The following is a 16,137-nucleotide window of genomic DNA, read 5'->3' as shown; positions in this document are numbered from 1 at the left end:
GCCGCTGTGTCAGCGGTAGTCGCCGTCAAGTGCCAGGGACCAGACCACCCAGTCCGGTCCCGTGCCGTCCGCGTCGCGGGTGGCGTCGCGCAGTGCGCGGCCGAGGGGCTCACCGCGCAGGTAGCGTTCGGTGATGTCGTCCAGCAGCGGCAGGATCTCGGCGGCGTCGATCTCCCAGGCGGGCGCCACCATCGCGGTCGTGCCGGCCTGCCGCAGCGCCGTTGCCAGGCCGAGGCGGTCGCCCAGGCCGGCGCCGAAGCCGTGCCCGCTGGAGCAGGCGGCGGACAGCACGGTGCGCGAGGCCCGATCCAGCCGCAGCGCGTCGCGCCACCCGAAGAAATGGCCGGGTACCAGGCCCGCGGCCACCGAGTCGCTGGGCGGAAGCAGCCCGCCATGGGCGAGCATCAGACCGACCTCACTGCCGGCGTCCGTCTTGCGGCCGTGGCAGAGCAGCACGGCCACATCGGTCGCGGCCAGCATCGTGGTCAGATAGCCGCGATCAGATCTTTCGGGTACGCCTACCGCGTGCAAACCTGAACCGGCCCACCCGGCGACGCGGTCACGACTCGACCGCAGCCGTTCGACGACCGGCCCGGCGTCCTGAGCGGCGGGGACCAGGCACACACCGACCCGGTTCCGCGGTGCCGGCGGGCGGCCGAGGACCGCGAACAGGTGCGCCCATCCGGCCGCGTAGGACATGCTCCACCGCCCGCGGATCGCGGCCTGCCATGGCAGGTTCGAGTAGACGTCGCTGTGCAGGAACACGATGTGGTCGTCCTCACCGGCCAGCTCGCCCAGCAGCGCCACCATTCCGGTCGCGAGTTCCTGCCAGCCGGGCGCGCCGAACGGCGAGTCCGCGCCGCCCGGGAGCCAGTTGTACAGCCGGCCGGCGATCTCGGCGCGGGCCTCGTCCGGGGGCACCGGCGGCAGGGCCAGCCATACCGGGCGCGACTGCCCGTCCGCGACCCGGGTGGCCAGGCAGCGGATCCGGTCGTCGCCGACGCGCAGCCACTCGACCACCACGACCGGGGCGGCATCGGCCGGAATCCGTTCGGCGACCTCGCCGTACCACCGGCGCGGCGGCTCGGCGCCCGCGCCGCGGGCATCCCGGTGCGCGGCGCGGGCTCGGCCGAGGGCGTCGCGTTGCAGCTCTGCTATCAGGCGCAGGTCGCCCGCGGGGGCGTCGCCGGTGAGCAGCGCTTCCGCCAGGCCGGCCAGTACCCGCAGCTGTGCCCGCGGCTCGTGCACCAGCAGCGAGATGTCGGCCACCGCGCCGTACCGGCGGATCATCGCGTCCGGTGCCTCGGCGAGCAGCCGCCGCATCGTCTCCGGGTCACCGGTACGCCAGGCCGCCGCGGCCCCCCGGACCAGTTCCAGCGGCTCCACCGGAATCGACCGGTCAGCGGCCTCGCGCAACGCCCACAACCGGTGCGGGTCCGCCTCCCCGGTGTCCCCGGCGGCCTCCAGCACGTCGGCGAGGGCGAACGTCAGCCGCAGGTGGTCGGCGACGTTGCCGATCTCCGCGGCGCGGCCGGCGTTCGCGCGCAGGATCGCCGGCATCGACTCCGCCCGGGCCACGGCCGGCGGCGGCAGCCCGGCGGCACGCCGCAGCAACAGCACCCAGGCGGCGGACTCGGCGAGCAGGGCCGTGACGTCCGGCGGCCGGCCGCGGGACGCGACGTCGAGCAGGCCGGCGACGGCCTCGTCGTACCGATCGCCGGCGACCAGCAGCTGGCATCGGCTCAGCAGGTAGCGGTAGGCACCGGAGGAGGCGCCGGCCAGCCGGTGCGCCTCGTCGAGGTCGGCGAGCGCGCGATCGTGGTTGCCGAACCGGACGTGCAGGGCGGCCTGGTGCGCCAGCAGCTCGGGATCGAGTCCCAGCCGACCGCGCCCGCCGGTGACCGCCTCCAAAATGGTCAGCGCCTCGTCGGGGGCGCCGGCCTGCGCCAGCTGCAGCGCGAGGTTGGTCCGGGCCCAGTCGCGCTGCGTCTCGCCGACCGGGAGGCCGGCTGCGGCGCGCCACCGGGCGATCGCCTCGTCCGGCCGGCCACGCCCGGCGCACACCCGTGCTTCGGCGCCGAGCCGCCGGGCGCGGACCTCCGGCGGTACCGGTTCGGCGTCCGGCAGCGGCCAGTCCCGCAGCACCTCGGCCGCGTCGTCCACCCGGCCGTCGCGGTCCAGCCGGTTGGCCCACCAGACGACCACCTCGGCCTCGCCGTCCGTCCCGTAGAGGGCCAGCAGCCGCTGGGCAAGGACGTCGGTCAGCTCCGCGCGGGCGTCCGGCGTACGGGCGTCCAGGTGCAGGCCGACGGCGGCGACCGCCGCGCCGACGGGGGTCGCGGCTCCGGCGGGCAGGGCGGCGGCGAGGATCTCGTCCGGGCCGGCCGCCTCGTCCAGGGCGCTGCCGAGGACCGTTTCGAGCAGCGCCGGTACGAGCTGGGGCCAGCCCGCCGCCACGGCGATCTCGTGGACGACGCTCACCGCCTCCGGCAGCGTCCGGCCGCCGAGCGGCCCGGGCCGGTCCGCGTAGAGCGTGGCCAGGGTCCGGCCGGCCGCCTGCCAGGCCTCCCGGTACGGCACGGTGGCCCGGGCGAAGACGTCCGGCACCCGCAGTCCCGTCATGCTCGCGCGCGCTTCGCCGAGGTCGAGGCGGCAGGCCATCTCGACCGCGAAGTAGAGCTCGGCCCACCGCGCCGCTCGAGGGTCCGGGATGCGCAGCGCCCGGGCTGCGGACGCACCGAGGGCATACCTGACGTACGGGTCGAGGCGGGCCGTCATGTCCTCGTCGAGGACGCCGAGCAGGACCGGGAGCGCGTCCGGCGCGACCGTCTCGCCGGACACGTACGTCCCGAGGTCGCCCGCCAGCGTGGCGCCCGGATCGGACGGCACCCTGGCCGCCCACTCGGCGCCGAGCATCAGCCAGATCTGCACCTGGAGGGCGGCCACCGCGGTGGCGGCCGACTCCACCGGCGCCCGCGGGTCGAACAGCGCCGCGAGGCCGGGCGGCGGCTCGAACGCGTCAGCGGCCGGGCACGGCCGGGGTACGCGGAGCCGGTCGTCGCCGACGGTGACGGCCAGCGACAGCGCCGTGATGACGTCAGGTGTGAGCAGGCGCCAGCGGTCCAGCAGGTGATCGACCCAGCGCTGCTCGGCGACGGCGGTCAGCAGGCCGGCGACGGCGGGCAGGCGGTCGGACAGCAGCTGCAGGACGCCCTCGCGCAGCGCACCCGCCGATGGGTATCGCACCAGGTGCGGTGTGCCGGCGGCCGGTACCCACCGGCCGGTCTCCGGCTCGGGCAGCAGCGGTCCGGGAACATAGTGGACGACACCTTCCGCGGTGCGCACGGCAACCGTCGGTGCACCCTGATCGGTGCCGCAGATCGGGCAGGCGCTCGTGTCCAGCCCGCCGGTGAGCAGCCGGAACAGCGGCTCGTACCGGTCGTCGGCGAGCACCACGATCGGCCCGGGCGCGGCCAGCCCGGGTGCCGGCGCGTCGCACTCCGGGCAGGCCGGGGGGCCTACCACAGCCTCAGGTACGCGTTGCTGTGGAAGTCCTTGACGTCCACCGGGATCCGCCGGTAGCCGTCCGGGGCGGCGTGCTGCTGCCAGTAGATGTCGTAGTAGACAAGCGGCGCGAGAACGGCGGCCAGCACGGCGTCCGGCGCAGCCTCCAGGGCGTCCCGTGCGGCGGGCGCGTCGACGAACCGGGCGGCGAACTCGAAGCCCTTGCCGTCCCATCCGTCCGCGGTCCGGCGCAGCCGTGCGGTGCCGAGATACATCCGCGCCCGCAGCGGCGGCTCGCCCGGTTGCCGCCGGTGCCGCCGCAGCGCCTCGGCGACCAGGCCGGGGAGTTCCACCACGAGATTCGTGAGCCCGTACGGCTCGTCCGGTATCGCGACGTGGTGGCCGTCGCCGCGGTCGTCGAACTGGAGACGGCCCGGATCCATCCCGGCCCGGCGCAGCGTGGACGTCAACAGGTCCCGGACGAACGCGCGCCGCTCGATGGCCGGTCGTTCGACCACGCCGCTGGAGCCCTGGATGTCGATCGTGACGATGCTGAACATCCGGTCCGCCGGCTCGCCCGGCTCGCTCGACACCATCGGCGCGGCGGGCGCTGTGGCCGCCGGCGTCCGGACCCGGTTGCGGCGCATCCACAGCGCGAGCAGGTTCTCGGTCTCGACCGTCCGGCTGACCAGGCGGCCCTCGGCGTCGTGTTCGGACTTCTCGACCCGGTGGCTGTCGCGGCTGAGCAGGTGCAGCCCGGCGAGCGCCGTCAACGCGATCATCAGCGTATCGGCGGCGGGCAGCCGGCCGGAGGCTCCGTCCAGCGCCCGGATCACGCGCGGGCGTTCCGCCGGGTCGTCCCACGCCTCGGCGAGCACGCACCGGGCCAGGTCGAGCAGTTGACGGGCGTCGCCGGAGATCTCCGCGGGCAACGACAGCGCGTCGTCACCGAGGTGCCCGAACGCTTCGGCCAGGTGCCGCGGGTCCGGGTATCCGAGCCGGTCGGCCACATAGAGACGCGCGGCCTGGTACACCGCGTCGCGCCGTACGCCTCTTTCTCGCAGCGTCTCGGCCAGGCCGTTTTCGATCACCAAATCCTCCTCGTGGTTGCTGCCCTTGATACGGCAGGCGCCCGGCCGTGGATGTGTCCGCGTACCCACAAAAACTGAATTGGACTTTCGGTCAGTCACGGTCAACCAATTCGCCAGAATCAATGACCTCGATTCTGGATCGACGGGTACGGACGACGCCGGCCTCACGAAGTGCGCGCAGTACCCGGACAGTTACCTCACGGGACGTTCCGGCAAGATCGGCAAGGTCGGTCTGCTTCACGGAAATGATCTTTGAACTGCGGCCCGTACCATTCCCGAACAGGCCGGAAAGGGTGGCGAGAGCCCGCACGACCCGATTCGGCGCCGAGTACGCGAGCAACTCGATCCGCGGCGTCACGCCGCCGTGCCGATCATGGCGACGAGCGAGAACACCAGGAGGATGAGCGCAATCGAAATCAGCCGGTACTTGCGGGTCACCGCCCGGCTCGTCCACATCAGCTCGGAGATCAGCCCGGGGAGACGCCGCGGGTGACGGCGCAGCGTGGCCGCGATCCGGCCGGCGCCGAGTCCCCGCAGGTGACCGAAGAACGCCAGTTGCCGCGCGTCGTCGTGTCCACCCGTCCGAGGCGCCAGGGCGGTCGCCAGCAGCGCCACAGCGATCACCCAGAGGAGAAAGGCGATCCACCGCAACAGCATCCGTACGCCCGAAACGGCACCCTCGTCCGCGACCACCAACTGGGCCAGACCGACCGCGCTGGCACCGGCGAGAGCCAGCAGACCCGTCGCCTTGGTGTCGGCCTTGCGCAGCTCCGCGTGGACACCCGCGAGCAGCTGCTCGGCCCGGCGGACGCGGGCCCGCTCCTCGGTGACGCGGCGGCGCCCCAATGAGCGCCCGGCCGCGTCCGCCCGGCGGGTCACGACAGCGGGGTTGCGGCCTCGAACATGCGTCCCATTCGCCATACATTCAGGATCGACAGCCGGGCCGGCCGAGGTTGCATCACGTGATACAGCCGCACCGTGTCATTCGATCGAAGCTCACCCGCCTGCCCGTTCGTGGATCGCTCGCAGCAGCTCCGGCCGGGTGATCACCAGGTATCGGCCGCCGGTCTCCACCAGGCCCCGCTCACGCAGTTTGCGGAGCCCTCGAGCCACCGCCGGCCGGGACATCGCGGCGGCGGTGGCCATGTCCTGCTGGCTCAGCGGGAGCCGGATCTCGACCGCACCGTCCGCCGCGCTGTGCCCGTAACTGCCGATCATTTCGACGAGCAGGGCGATCAGGCGCTGAAACGTGTCCGTACTGAGGTACTCCAGCCGCTTGCGGTCGGACTGCCGCAGGTTCACGGCCAGGTGCCGCAGCAGCGCCCGGCTGAGTTCCGGCGAGCCGCAGACGGCGTTGACGAATTCCTCACCGGGCACGACCCGGGCGTCCACGTCGACCAGCGCGACAACGGTGGCGGAACGCGGTGATCCATCGATTGCCGACAACTCCCCCAGAACGTCGCCGGGTCCCCGGATCGCAATGATCGCCTCCTCCCCGCTGGGCGCCCCGGAAACGACCTTCACCCATCCGGCGATGAGGAAGGCGACATGAGTGCTCGGGTCGGCCTGGTGGAAGAGCACCTTTCCGGCGCGATAGGAAAGCGGCCGCCCGAGAGAATCCAGAAGCTTTTTCGCATTGTCACTGAGCGGGGTACGCAGATTACTGCGGGAAACCGCCGGCTCGCGCTCATGCATGCTGGAACTGTAGGGGTGCCACCGCGCAACGCCAATGCCACGGACGCCGCTGGATCCGGCGCGGCAGCTGGTGAGTATCACCCCTGGCGAAGGGTGTCCGCGTGGTCGCTCCGGTCCAGAGTGGTGGCTACACCATCTCGACCGTCAGGGGACCCCGATGGACGACACCTATGCGTACCGCCCCGCCGGGCTCGCCACCCGCGACCGCAGCCACACCCTGTTCGCGCAGACGATGGGCTACGTCGCGGCGACCACCGCCCTGTTCGCCCTCGGCGCCTACCTCGGTCGCAATCTTCCGGCCGGCATCGCCTTCCTCGCGTACCTCGCGGCGTTCGCCGCCCTGATCGCCATGCACTTCACCGTCCGCCGGTCACGGCAGGCGACGGTCGCGATGCTCGCGGCGTTCGGACTGCTGATGGGGGTGGCGATCGCGCCGACGCTGGTCTACTACGCCAGCACCGACCCGCAGGCCCTCTGGCAGGCCGGCGCCGCGACAGCCCTGTTCGTCGGCGCGTTCGGCGCCGCCGGATACGCGACCCGCCGCGACCTCACGGCGCTGGCCCGGGTGTGCTTCTGGGCGCTGGTCGCCCTGCTCGTCTTCGGCATCGTGCTGATCTTCGTGAACATCCCGTACGGATCCCTCATCTACTCCGTACTCGGCCTGGTGATCTTCGCAGGCTTCATCATGTTCGACTTCCAGCGCCTGCGCCGCTCCTCCGACGCCGACTCCGCGCCGCTGCTCGCCGCGTCCATCTTCCTCGACATCCTCAACGTCTTCCTCTTCTTCCTCCGCATCTTCCGCGGCGGCAGCCGCTGACCCGCAACAGGAGCAGCAGCTGAAGCCCAACAGGAGCAAGCCGGGTCTGACGGGGTGCGCCGGCTCAGGCCGGGCCGCCTGAGCGCCGCGCGGGAAGACCCACGCGGCGCTCCTGTCGTCAGGTCACTGGTAGGGCAGGGTCACTGGTAGGGCAGGGTCACTGGTAGGGCAGGGTCACTGGTAGGGCAGGGTCACTGTGGAGAGGGCGCCGAGTGAGACCGTGCTCGGTGCGGAGCCGATGGCGCTCCAGATCTCCACCTTGACGGTGCCGTTGGCGAGATTGCCGAAGGCTCCGGTGGTGGTGATCTGGCCGGCCGCGTCGGAGTAGCGCTCCCAGCCCGGGACCGGGTCGGTGGCGAAGTAGCGGAAGGTTTCGACGCGGTCGAAGCTGCCGTTGCCGGTCAGGTCGTAGGAGACGCGGACCTGGGAGGCGTTGCCGACCGAGGTGCCCGAGTCCACCGAGATGGCGAAGGCTGTCGCGGCGCCGGAGCGGTAGGCCAGATTCAGGCCGGTCGCGGTGAACGTGGTCGGCGAGTGCGGCTGGTTGTCGTTGGTGCCCGAGGCCTTGGCCACCGTTGCGGTCCCCGCGCTACCCGCGGTGCCGGCCAGCGCACCGCCGGTCTGGAGGTAGCGGACAGCGGCCGGCGGGTTGGAGGTGGACGGGCTCGGAGTGGGACTGCTGCTGGAGGTCGGCGACGGGCTGGTGGTGGGGCTGGAGCTGCCGGTCGGGCTGGGGCTGCTGGTCGGGCTCGGGTTGATGCCGCCGCCCGTCGCGTTGCCGCCGGAGAAGTTGACCGCGCCGCTGGCGACCGTGCGGCCGGCGGGCAGCGTCAGGACCTTGCCGTCGGAGAAGGTGACGGTGAGCGCGGCGTTGGTGATGTTGGAGGCGACGTACGTCTTGGCGCCGTTCTTGGTGAACACCCGGTAGAGCGGGTGGTTGGCGGTGACGCTGAGATCGGACGTGCCGAGAGCGGCCAGGTTGCGGATCCAGTGGAACGTGTGCGCCTTGGTCTCGCCCTCCTCCGGCGTGTAGCCGCTGTTGGCCCGGAACTTCGCCAGGGCCGCGTCGCCGTCGCCGAGCGCCAGATACTGCCAGGCGATGTCCTGCCAGAGCGCCGGTTCGTGCCCGGCGTTGGTGACCATCTCGGCGTAGTTGCGCTTGACGTAGGCCGGGTCGTTGCCCATGTAGAAGTGCCCGCCGGTGACCGGCAGCATGTTGATGCCGTGGATCTGCTCGGGTGCGGAGGCGAACCAGGTGGAGTACGCCCCGCCGTCACCCCACACCATGCCGACCGTGCCGTGGCCGAACGCGGACGGGAAGTTCTCGTTGCGGGTGTCGAACCAGTACTCGTTGATCGCGGCCGACTGTGTCGTCCAGATGAAGATGCCGGCGTCGCGGATCGCGGTGTTGCCGGTCGCCTGGCCCCACTGGATCAGGCCGTTGGCGAAGTTCATGCCCTCCGACGAGGACTCCTGGTTGTTGCCGGCGAAGAACGCGCCGTGGCCGGCCGCCCAGTCGTGACCGGCGTAGATGTCGAAGTCGCGCAGGAACGGGAACCGGTTGTCGCCGCGGTCGTAGTTGTTGGCGTCGCGGATCAGCAGGTCCACCATGCCGCCGTACCGGGCGCTGGTGGCCCAGGCCGGATCGAACTTGGCGAGCGTGGCGGCGGCCGCGATGTAGTAGCCGTAGTGGAAGTGGTGGTCGTTGAGCTCGGCGTCGGAGCCGTACGACGCGGGGTAGCCGATCAGCGTGCCCCAGTTCCGGTCGTAGTAGAACAGCTTCTGCGTCTTGCCCTGCGAGGCGGTGAACCAGTCGGTCAGCTGGGTACGGATGGCCGCCAGCGCGGTGTCCCGCACATCGGTGCGGCCGAGCTGGTCGGCGATCTCGGCGATCCGGGCGCCGATGCCGAGGGCCTTGCCGGTCCAGTAGGTGTCGTTCTTCGTGACGTTGACCGGGTTGTCCTTGACCTGGTCGAGGTAGCCGTTGAGCGTCGCCAGGTCGGCACCGGAGCTGGTGGCGACAGCGGGCACCTCGGGCAGCACCCCGTTGTAGACAGCCGACGTGGTGTACGACGAGGCACCGACGAGGTTCTTCATCGCGCCGCGGGCGGTGACGTAGGTCTGCGAGATCGGCGTCGCGCCGGTCAGCGCCCGCCACTGGTGCGGGTAGAGGCCGATGACCGTACCGGTGCCGGAACCCTCACGGGCGGTGGTGGTGTACGTGTACGTCGTGGCGACCCGGCTGGTGCCCTGGTTGTACGAGTACGACACCCGGGTGCCGGTGACGTGGTTGTGCGCGTAGGTGCCGTAGCTGCCGGCCAGCGCTGTCTTGTCCGCGGTGCTGGTGGACGGCGTGGTGGGCAGCACGGCGATCGAGAAGTAGCCCTTGCCCGCCAGCGTGGAGGTGATGACGCTGCCGCTGACCGACCAGGTGGCACCGGCCGGCGCGTACGCGACGTAGTCCTTGCCCGCGACCGAGTACCCGATGCGCGATCCGCTGTTGGACCAGACGGCCGGCGTGCTCTTCGCGGTGATCTGGGCGTTGCCGCCGGTGACCTGGAAGTAGGCGAACGGCAGGCCGTGGCCGATGGTCGCCTTCATGGTCCGGGTGCCGTCACTCCAGTACGGCGTGACGGTCCAGTCGGTCCACGAGTCGACGAGCGTGCGCGGCGCGTTCAGCCCGGTCACCCCGGCGGTGAAGTCCTCCTGGTAGATGTAGTGGTACTCCCCCACGCCGGTGGCCGAGCCACTGATCTGCGGCGTGGTGTTGTAGGAGAAGCCGAGCCCGCCCGAGGTGGTGTCGTAGCTCGTCGGGTGCGCGTGCAGGTTCTCGCTGTAGGAGCAGTCGAACTTCTTGTAGACCAGCGACGACCACCAGTCGTTCGTCGGCACCGGGCCGGCCGGCGCGTTGGCGGTCAGAAACTGCCGCGGGTTCGTCGCCAGGTCTCCACAGCCGGCCGGCAGGCTCGCACCGGCCGGCAACGTCTCGGTGTAGCTGCCCGCGCCGACGGTGGCCGCGTCGGCCGTGCCACCCAGAGCCACCGCTCCGAGCCCGGCCACGACAGCCGCGGCAACCGCCACGACAAGGGCGCGACCACCACCTGATCCCACACGCCGAACGACCGAACCCATCACGCCTCCATTGTTTTGACCTGCGGCAACCGGGCGTGAGAGCGCTCTCACGTGTCAGGAACTGTAGGTGTGACAACGGATGTCGTCAATGTTTCCGATCTGTTGACAGCTGTGGTGCCAAGCCGGACCCGGCGCATGAGCCGGCGGCGGGGTGCGGCCCGGAGCGGGCAGCTGCCGGTCCACTCGCGAGGGCAGCGCTGTGCGCCTCTCGTACATTCAAAGCTCTTGATCGCTGGGGTGTGATCGCCCCCTATGCTTGATGGTCTCTATTGGTCTGCCTACGGAGGCCGGAATGAGCCGCGCCGACAGGGATGTGGCTGGGCGGCGGCCGCGCACCGAGCTGGTGGAGCAGACGCGGACGACCATTCTGCTGACCGCGGAGCGACTGTTCGCGGAGCAGGGCGTGTTCTCGGTGTCGCATCGGCAGATCAGCGAGGCGGCCGGGCAGGGCAACAACGCGGCGGTGAATTACCACTTCGGCGGGCGCGACGAACTCGTCAAGGCCATCGTGCGACGGCATGCGGAGCCGATGGAGGGAATTCGGCGGCGGCTTCTTGAAAGGTACGCGGGAAGCACCGATCTGCGTGACTGGGTGACCTGCGAGGTGCGGTCGTTCACCGAGCACCTGGCCGCCCTCGGCACACCCAGCTGGTATGCGCGGTTCGCGGCTCAGGTGATGACCGAGCCGAGCCTGCGGGAGCTCGCGGCGGACGAGTTGCGGGACGCGCCGATGCTGCGGGCCGTGACCGAGACGGTTCACCGGTGCCTGCCGCAGTTGACGGCCGATGTCCTGTCGGAGCGCGACGAGATGGCGCACACGCTGATCGTGCACTTCTGCGCGCAGCGCGAGCGGACCACTGAGCCCGATTGGGAGGCGGCGGCGAGCGGGCTGATCGACGCGATCGAGGGGCTGTATCGCGCCGGTGTGAGCACGGCCTGACGCAAGGTCACGATTCGGACAGCAGTGCACTGGGACACACTTTTCGTCAAGCAGTTGCTTTAAATAGGGTGCTTGGGTTGGCTCGCGTTACCCCGGACGATCCCCGCGAAAGGGCACACCATGTCCCCGACCTCTCCCCGCCCACCACATCGCCTCAGCGCTGAGGAAATCGAAGCGCTGCGCGCGAAGTACAAAGCGGAGCGTGACCGGCGCATCCGGCCCGACGGCACCGCCCAGTACCGGCGGGCCGCCGGTGAGTTCGGGTACTACGCGGCCGACCCGTACACCGAGCGGACCGATCGTGAGCCCGTGCGGGACCAGGTCGACGCGGTGGTCATCGGCGGCGGCTTCGGCGGCCTGCTCAGCGGTGCGCGGCTGCGGCAGGCCGGCGTCGAGCGGATCCGGATGATCGACGAGGGCGGTGACTTCGGGGGCACCTGGTACTGGAACCGCTACCCCGGAATCCACTGTGACATCGAGTCGACCGTCTACATGCCGCTGCTGGAGGAGGTCGGTTACGTCCCGAAGTGGCGGTACGCGCCCGGTGAGGAGATCCGGCAGCACGCCATCGCGATCGCCGAGCGGTTCGACCTGTACGCCGACGCGCTGTTCCACACCCGGGTCACCGAGCTGCGCTGGGACTCCGAGGACGCCGTCTGGGACGTGACCACGGACCGCGGTGACCAGTTCCGCAGCCGGTACGTGGTGATCTCCTCGGGCACCCTGACCCAGCCGAAGCTGCCCGGCATCCCCGGCATCGAGGAGTTCCGCGGGCACACCTTCCACAGCAGCCGCTGGGACTACGAGTACACCGGCGGCGACCAGACCGGTGGCCTGGACCGGCTCGCCGGCAAGAAGGTCGCCGTGGTCGGCACCGGCGCCAGCGGCATCCAGATCGTCCCGCACCTGGCCCGCGACGCCGAGCGGCTCTACGTCTTCCAGCGCACCCCGTCGACCGTCGACGTCCGCGACAACCGGCCCACCGACCCGGAGTGGGCGGCGTCGCTGCGGCCCGGGTGGCAGCGGGAGCGGATGGAGAACTTCCTGACCATCGTCACCGGCGGCCACACCGCCGAGGACCTGATCGGTGACCGGTGGACGGCCACCGCCAAACTCCAGCGCCAGATGCTGACCGGCTCGGTCGACCCGAACATCACCGCCGAGGAGCGCGAGTACCTCGACGAGGTCGCGGACTTCCGGACCATGGAGGAGATCCGCGCGCGGGTCGACGAGGTCGTCGAGGACCCGGCCACCGCGGAGAAGCTGAAGCCGTGGTACCGCTACATGTGCAAGCGGCCCACGTTCAGCGACTACTACCTGCAGGCCTTCAACCGACCCAACGTCACCCTGGTGGACACCGCCGACACCGGTGGCATCACCCGGATGACCGCCACGTCGATCGTGGTCGGCGACGAGGAGTACGAGGTCGACTGCGTGATCTTCGCGACCGGCTTCGAGGTCGGCATCTCCGGCGTGCTCTCCGGAACACTCCCGGTCATCGGGCGGGGCGGGATGCCGCTGCTCGGCCACTGGCGCAACGGCCCCCGTACGCTGCACGGCTTCTACAGCAACGGCTTCCCGAACCTGTTCCACCTCGGCTCGATGCAGAACGCCGCGGCGGTCAACTTCGTGCACGTCCTCCAGGAGCAGGCCACCCACATCGGTGCCGTGGTCGGTGAGGCGGACAAGCGGGGCGCCCGCTACATCGAGCCGACCACCGAGGCCGAGGACTACTGGGGCACGGTGATCCGGGAGACCGCGCCGGACAACTTCAAGTTCAAGGCGGAGTGCACCCCCGGCTACTACAACGGCGAGGGCAAACCGCGGCCGGTGAACTTCTCGTTCGGCCCGGGGCCGGTCGCCTTCCACGAGCTGCTGCGCGAGTGGCGGGAGAGCAGCATCGACGAGGTCCTGCACTGATTCCTTCTCGTGTGCTTGTCTTCTTTTCTCGTGTGCTTGTCACAAACTCCGGCCGCTTCCGGTCATAGCTGGTGACAAGCACACGAGGAGAGGTACGACCATGAAGATCGCAGTCATCGGTGGCACCGGGCTGATCGGCTCGCAGGTAGTCGGCATGCTGAAGGCCGGCGGGCACGAGGCGGTGCCGCACTCACCGTCGACCGGTCTGGACCTGATCAGCGGCAAGGGCCTGGCCGAAGCCCTCACCGGCGCCGACGTCGTGGTGAACCTGACCAACTCGCCGACCTTCGACGAGGCGTCGGCCGGCTTCTTCCGCACCACCATGGACAACCTGCTGTCCGCCGCCGCGGACGCCGGTGCCGGTCACGCTGTCGTCCTGTCGATCGTCGGCGTCGACCAGGTGCCGAACCTGGACTACTACCGCGCCAAGCTGCTCCAGGAGGAGATCCTCCGGGCCGGCCCGGTGCCGTACTCGATCGTCCGCGCGACCCAGTTCTTCGAGTTCGTCAGCGCGGTGATGTCCTGGACCGCCGACGACAACGTCGTACGGCTGCCAGCCACCAAGATCCAGCCGATGGCCGCGTCCGACGTCGCCCAGGCCGTCGCCGAGGTGAGCGCGGGCGCCCCGCTGCGGGGCATCCGCAACGTCGCCGGGCCCGAGGTGTTCACACTCGACGACCTCGGCCGGGTCACGCTCGCCACCCAGGGTGACCGCCGTACGGTCGTCACCGACAACACCGCCGGCATGTTCGCCGCCATCGAGGGCGACGCGATCATCGCCGGGGACGACGCCGTCATCGCGAAGACCTCCTACCGGGAGTGGCTGATGCGCTGACGCGGGGACGACGTGGCGCCCCGGAGTGCGGTACGGTGCCCCTCCGGGACGCCATGATCAACGGGAGACGGCATGACGATCGAGGAGGGCTTCTCCGCGGCGCGCAGGATCGACACGATCACGGTGGCGGCCATCGTGCTCACCGTCGACGCCGTGGTGTTCCTGCTGGTCGCGATCCTCGGTGTGCCGGCCCTGGCGTGGCTGTTCGGCGACGAGCTCGCCAGCTGGAGCGGGCTCTGGCAGGTGGTGCTCGTGTGGGTGATCGCCTGCGTGCTCGGCCCGCTGTGCACCGCGGCGACGATGCGGGTGACCGGGCGCGGCAACTACTCGATCCGGCGTACGGGCACCGCTGCCGCCGCCGGAACAGCGGTGGTGACCGGGGCGCTCGCCGTGGTGTCGGCTGCGAGTTCGCCGGGGCTGGCGGTGCTCGCGGCCCTGTTCGCGGCTGCCAACGTCGGCGCGGCGCGTGTCTTCGTCAAGGCACCCGAGGACAGCAGCCCGGAGACTGACCGGATGCTTGCCGTTCCCCTGGCGGAGCCGTTCACCGAGTCCGATGTGGCCGGTGAGGACGAGGCGCTCCAGGAGATCGACGACGAGGCCGACTTCCGGGACTTGGAGCCCAAGGAGGCCGAGGCCAGGCCGACCATCGACCTCGCCCCGGTTCTCCACATCCGGCGGCGGAACCGCTCACGCGGCCCGGCCGCCCTGCGCACCCTGGCCGGCGTCCAACTGCCGCCCCGGGCGCGCCGCCGCTGACCGCACCGCCACTGACTCCACCGCCCGCGTCGCTCACCATGCGGCCCGGGCGCCTGTCATGCTGATCGGACAGGCTCCGGGCGGTGGTCGGGCTCCGGCGACGGGCGGCGGCCGGGCTCCTGCTCCGGCGACGGGGAGTCGCCCGTGACGAAGGCGCGGCGCGGGTCCTGCACGGCCGCCAGCGAGACGATGTCCCGGCCGAACAGCACCGCCGTCAGCCACACCGCGAGGACGCGGACCTTGCGCTCCCAGGTCGGCACGGCCAGCACGTGATAGCCGCGGTGCATGAGCCAGGCGAGCAGGCCCTTGATGACGATCCCGCGATACTGGAAGATGCCGCGGCCCAGGCCGAGCGTGGCGACCGTACCGAGGCTGTGGTGCACGTACTGCTTCGTTCCCCGGCCGCGCAGGGTCGCCACCAGGTTACCGGCGAGCAGTTTGCCCTGGCGGACCGCGTGCTGGGCGTTGGGCACCGTGGCGGCACCGGGCCGGCCCACCGCGAGGTCCGGGACGGCCGCGTCGTCGCCGGCCGCCCAGGCGCCGTCCACCGGCTCGTCCTCGGTGCCGACCCGCAGATCGGCCCGGACGATCACCTGGCCGCGCTCGTTGATCGGCAGGTCGGTGTGGCCGCGCACCATCGAGGTCGCCGCGTTGCCGACGGTCCAGACGATCAGTTCCGAGCCGAACTCCTCGCCGGTCGAGAGCTTCACCAGGCCGTCAGTCGCAGAGATCAACTGCGCATTCAGGTGTACTCGTGCCCCGCGCTCCTCCAGCGTCCGCACCACCCAGCGGCCCGGCTCCTCGGTGACCTCGGGAAGGATCCGGCCCTGCGCCTCCACCAGGTGGAACCGGAGTTCGTCCCGGTGCAGCTCGGGATATCTTCGGATCAGCGCGGTGGCCAGCGACAACAGCTCACCGAAGCCCTCGACGCCGGAGAAGCCACCGCCGACGAACGTCACGGTGAGCAGGCGCTGCCGCAGCGGACCGGGTTCGAGGGTCGACGCGCGGTCGAACGCGGTGAGCAGCCGGTCGCGGATGGCCACCGCTTCCTCGACGTGCTTCATGCCGATCGCCCACTCGGACACGCCGGGCACCGACAGTTTCCGGGTGACCGCACCGGCCGTGACCACGAGGATGTCGTAGTCGAGGACGAACTCCGGCGCGTCGGCGGGACGAACGGTGGCTTTCCGGTGTGCGTGGTCGACTGCTTCGACCGTACCGGAAATGATCGTGGTCTTGCGAAGGTGCCCGCGCAGTGAGACCGCGGCGTGCCGCGCCTCGACCGACCCCGCGACCACCTCGGGCAGAAATGGTTGATACGTCATGTACGGGCGCGGATCGACAACGATGACCCGCGCCTCGTCGCGCCGGAGTTTCTTCTCCAGCCCCCAGGCCGTGTAAAAGCCGGCATAGCCGCCGCCCACCACCAGAATCGTCTTCACATCAG

Annotated in this window: 12 protein-coding genes; 5 read left to right on the top strand and 7 right to left on the bottom strand. The window is 70.9% G+C overall.

Annotated elements, in window-relative coordinates; all coding sequences use genetic code 11:
- Positions 1-9: 9 nt before the first annotated feature.
- The 5 genes from ACFQV6_RS13895 to ACFQV6_RS13875 form a co-directional block, all read right to left on the bottom strand.
- On the bottom strand, positions 10-3,525 hold the full coding sequence (locus ACFQV6_RS13895) for a CHAT domain-containing protein (RefSeq protein WP_378027855.1): 3,516 nt from the start codon (positions 3,523-3,525) through the stop codon (positions 10-12).
- Positions 3,519-4,595, bottom strand: a complete 1,077-nt coding sequence (locus tag ACFQV6_RS13890; RefSeq protein ID WP_378027854.1) for a hypothetical protein — start codon at positions 4,593-4,595, stop codon at positions 3,519-3,521. Before ACFQV6_RS13890 ends, ACFQV6_RS13895 begins: the two co-directional genes overlap by 7 nt.
- A 91-nt stretch (positions 4,596-4,686) precedes the next feature.
- Positions 4,687-4,953 carry a helix-turn-helix domain-containing protein gene (locus tag ACFQV6_RS13885; RefSeq protein WP_378027853.1) on the bottom strand — a complete coding sequence of 89 codons (267 nt, stop codon included), beginning with the start codon at positions 4,951-4,953 and terminating at the stop codon, positions 4,687-4,689.
- A complete protein-coding gene (locus tag ACFQV6_RS13880) occupies positions 4,950-5,516 on the bottom strand; it encodes a Pycsar system effector family protein (RefSeq protein WP_378027852.1) in 567 nt (188 codons plus the stop codon). Before ACFQV6_RS13880 ends, ACFQV6_RS13885 begins: the two co-directional genes overlap by 4 nt.
- Before the next feature lie 75 nt (positions 5,517-5,591).
- The gene (locus ACFQV6_RS13875) at positions 5,592-6,290 is read right to left on the bottom strand and encodes a Crp/Fnr family transcriptional regulator (protein WP_378027851.1); all 699 of its coding nucleotides are present in this window, start codon (positions 6,288-6,290) and stop codon (positions 5,592-5,594) included.
- 157 nt (positions 6,291-6,447) lie between these two features.
- Between ACFQV6_RS13875 and ACFQV6_RS13870 the strand changes: the two genes are divergently transcribed.
- On the top strand, positions 6,448-7,107 hold the full coding sequence (locus tag ACFQV6_RS13870) for a Bax inhibitor-1 family protein (protein WP_378027850.1): 660 nt from the start codon (positions 6,448-6,450) through the stop codon (positions 7,105-7,107).
- A 174-nt stretch (positions 7,108-7,281) separates the two neighbouring features.
- Here the strand turns inward: ACFQV6_RS13870 and ACFQV6_RS13865 are convergent, their stop codons facing one another.
- Positions 7,282-10,239 carry a glycosyl hydrolase gene (locus tag ACFQV6_RS13865; protein ID WP_378027849.1) on the bottom strand — a complete coding sequence of 986 codons (2,958 nt, stop codon included), beginning with the start codon at positions 10,237-10,239 and terminating at the stop codon, positions 7,282-7,284.
- 292 nt (positions 10,240-10,531) lie between these two features.
- Between ACFQV6_RS13865 and ACFQV6_RS13860 the strand changes: the two genes are divergently transcribed.
- The 4 genes from ACFQV6_RS13860 (at position 10,532) to ACFQV6_RS13845 (ending at position 14,690) form a co-directional block, all read left to right on the top strand.
- Positions 10,532-11,179: a TetR family transcriptional regulator gene (locus tag ACFQV6_RS13860; RefSeq protein ID WP_378027848.1), complete on the top strand. Its 648-nt coding sequence runs from the start codon at positions 10,532-10,534 to the stop codon at positions 11,177-11,179.
- Positions 11,180-11,299: 120 nt separating this feature from the next.
- Positions 11,300-13,099, top strand: coding sequence for a flavin-containing monooxygenase (locus ACFQV6_RS13855; RefSeq protein ID WP_378027847.1), 1,800 nt, complete (start codon positions 11,300-11,302; stop codon positions 13,097-13,099).
- Between the two features lie 100 nt (positions 13,100-13,199).
- The gene (locus ACFQV6_RS13850; protein WP_378027846.1) at positions 13,200-13,934 is read left to right on the top strand and encodes an SDR family oxidoreductase; all 735 of its coding nucleotides are present in this window, start codon (positions 13,200-13,202) and stop codon (positions 13,932-13,934) included.
- 72 nt (positions 13,935-14,006) lie between these two features.
- Positions 14,007-14,690 (top strand): hypothetical protein, encoded by a 684-nt coding sequence (locus tag ACFQV6_RS13845; RefSeq protein WP_378027845.1) that lies wholly within the window; start codon positions 14,007-14,009, stop codon positions 14,688-14,690.
- 56 nt (positions 14,691-14,746) lie between these two features.
- Here ACFQV6_RS13845 and ACFQV6_RS13840 read toward each other — a convergent pair whose 3' ends face one another.
- Entirely contained in the window at positions 14,747-16,132 is a 1,386-nt protein-coding gene (locus ACFQV6_RS13840; RefSeq protein WP_378027844.1) for an NAD(P)/FAD-dependent oxidoreductase, read from the bottom strand.
- Between the last annotated feature and the right edge of the window lie 5 nt (positions 16,133-16,137).

Source organism: Actinoplanes sp. GCM10030250 (assembly GCF_042666575.1).
In the GTDB taxonomy this organism is placed as follows: Bacteria; Actinomycetota; Actinomycetes; order Mycobacteriales; family Micromonosporaceae; genus Actinoplanes.
This window is presented reverse-complemented; position numbering and strand designations above follow the sequence as displayed.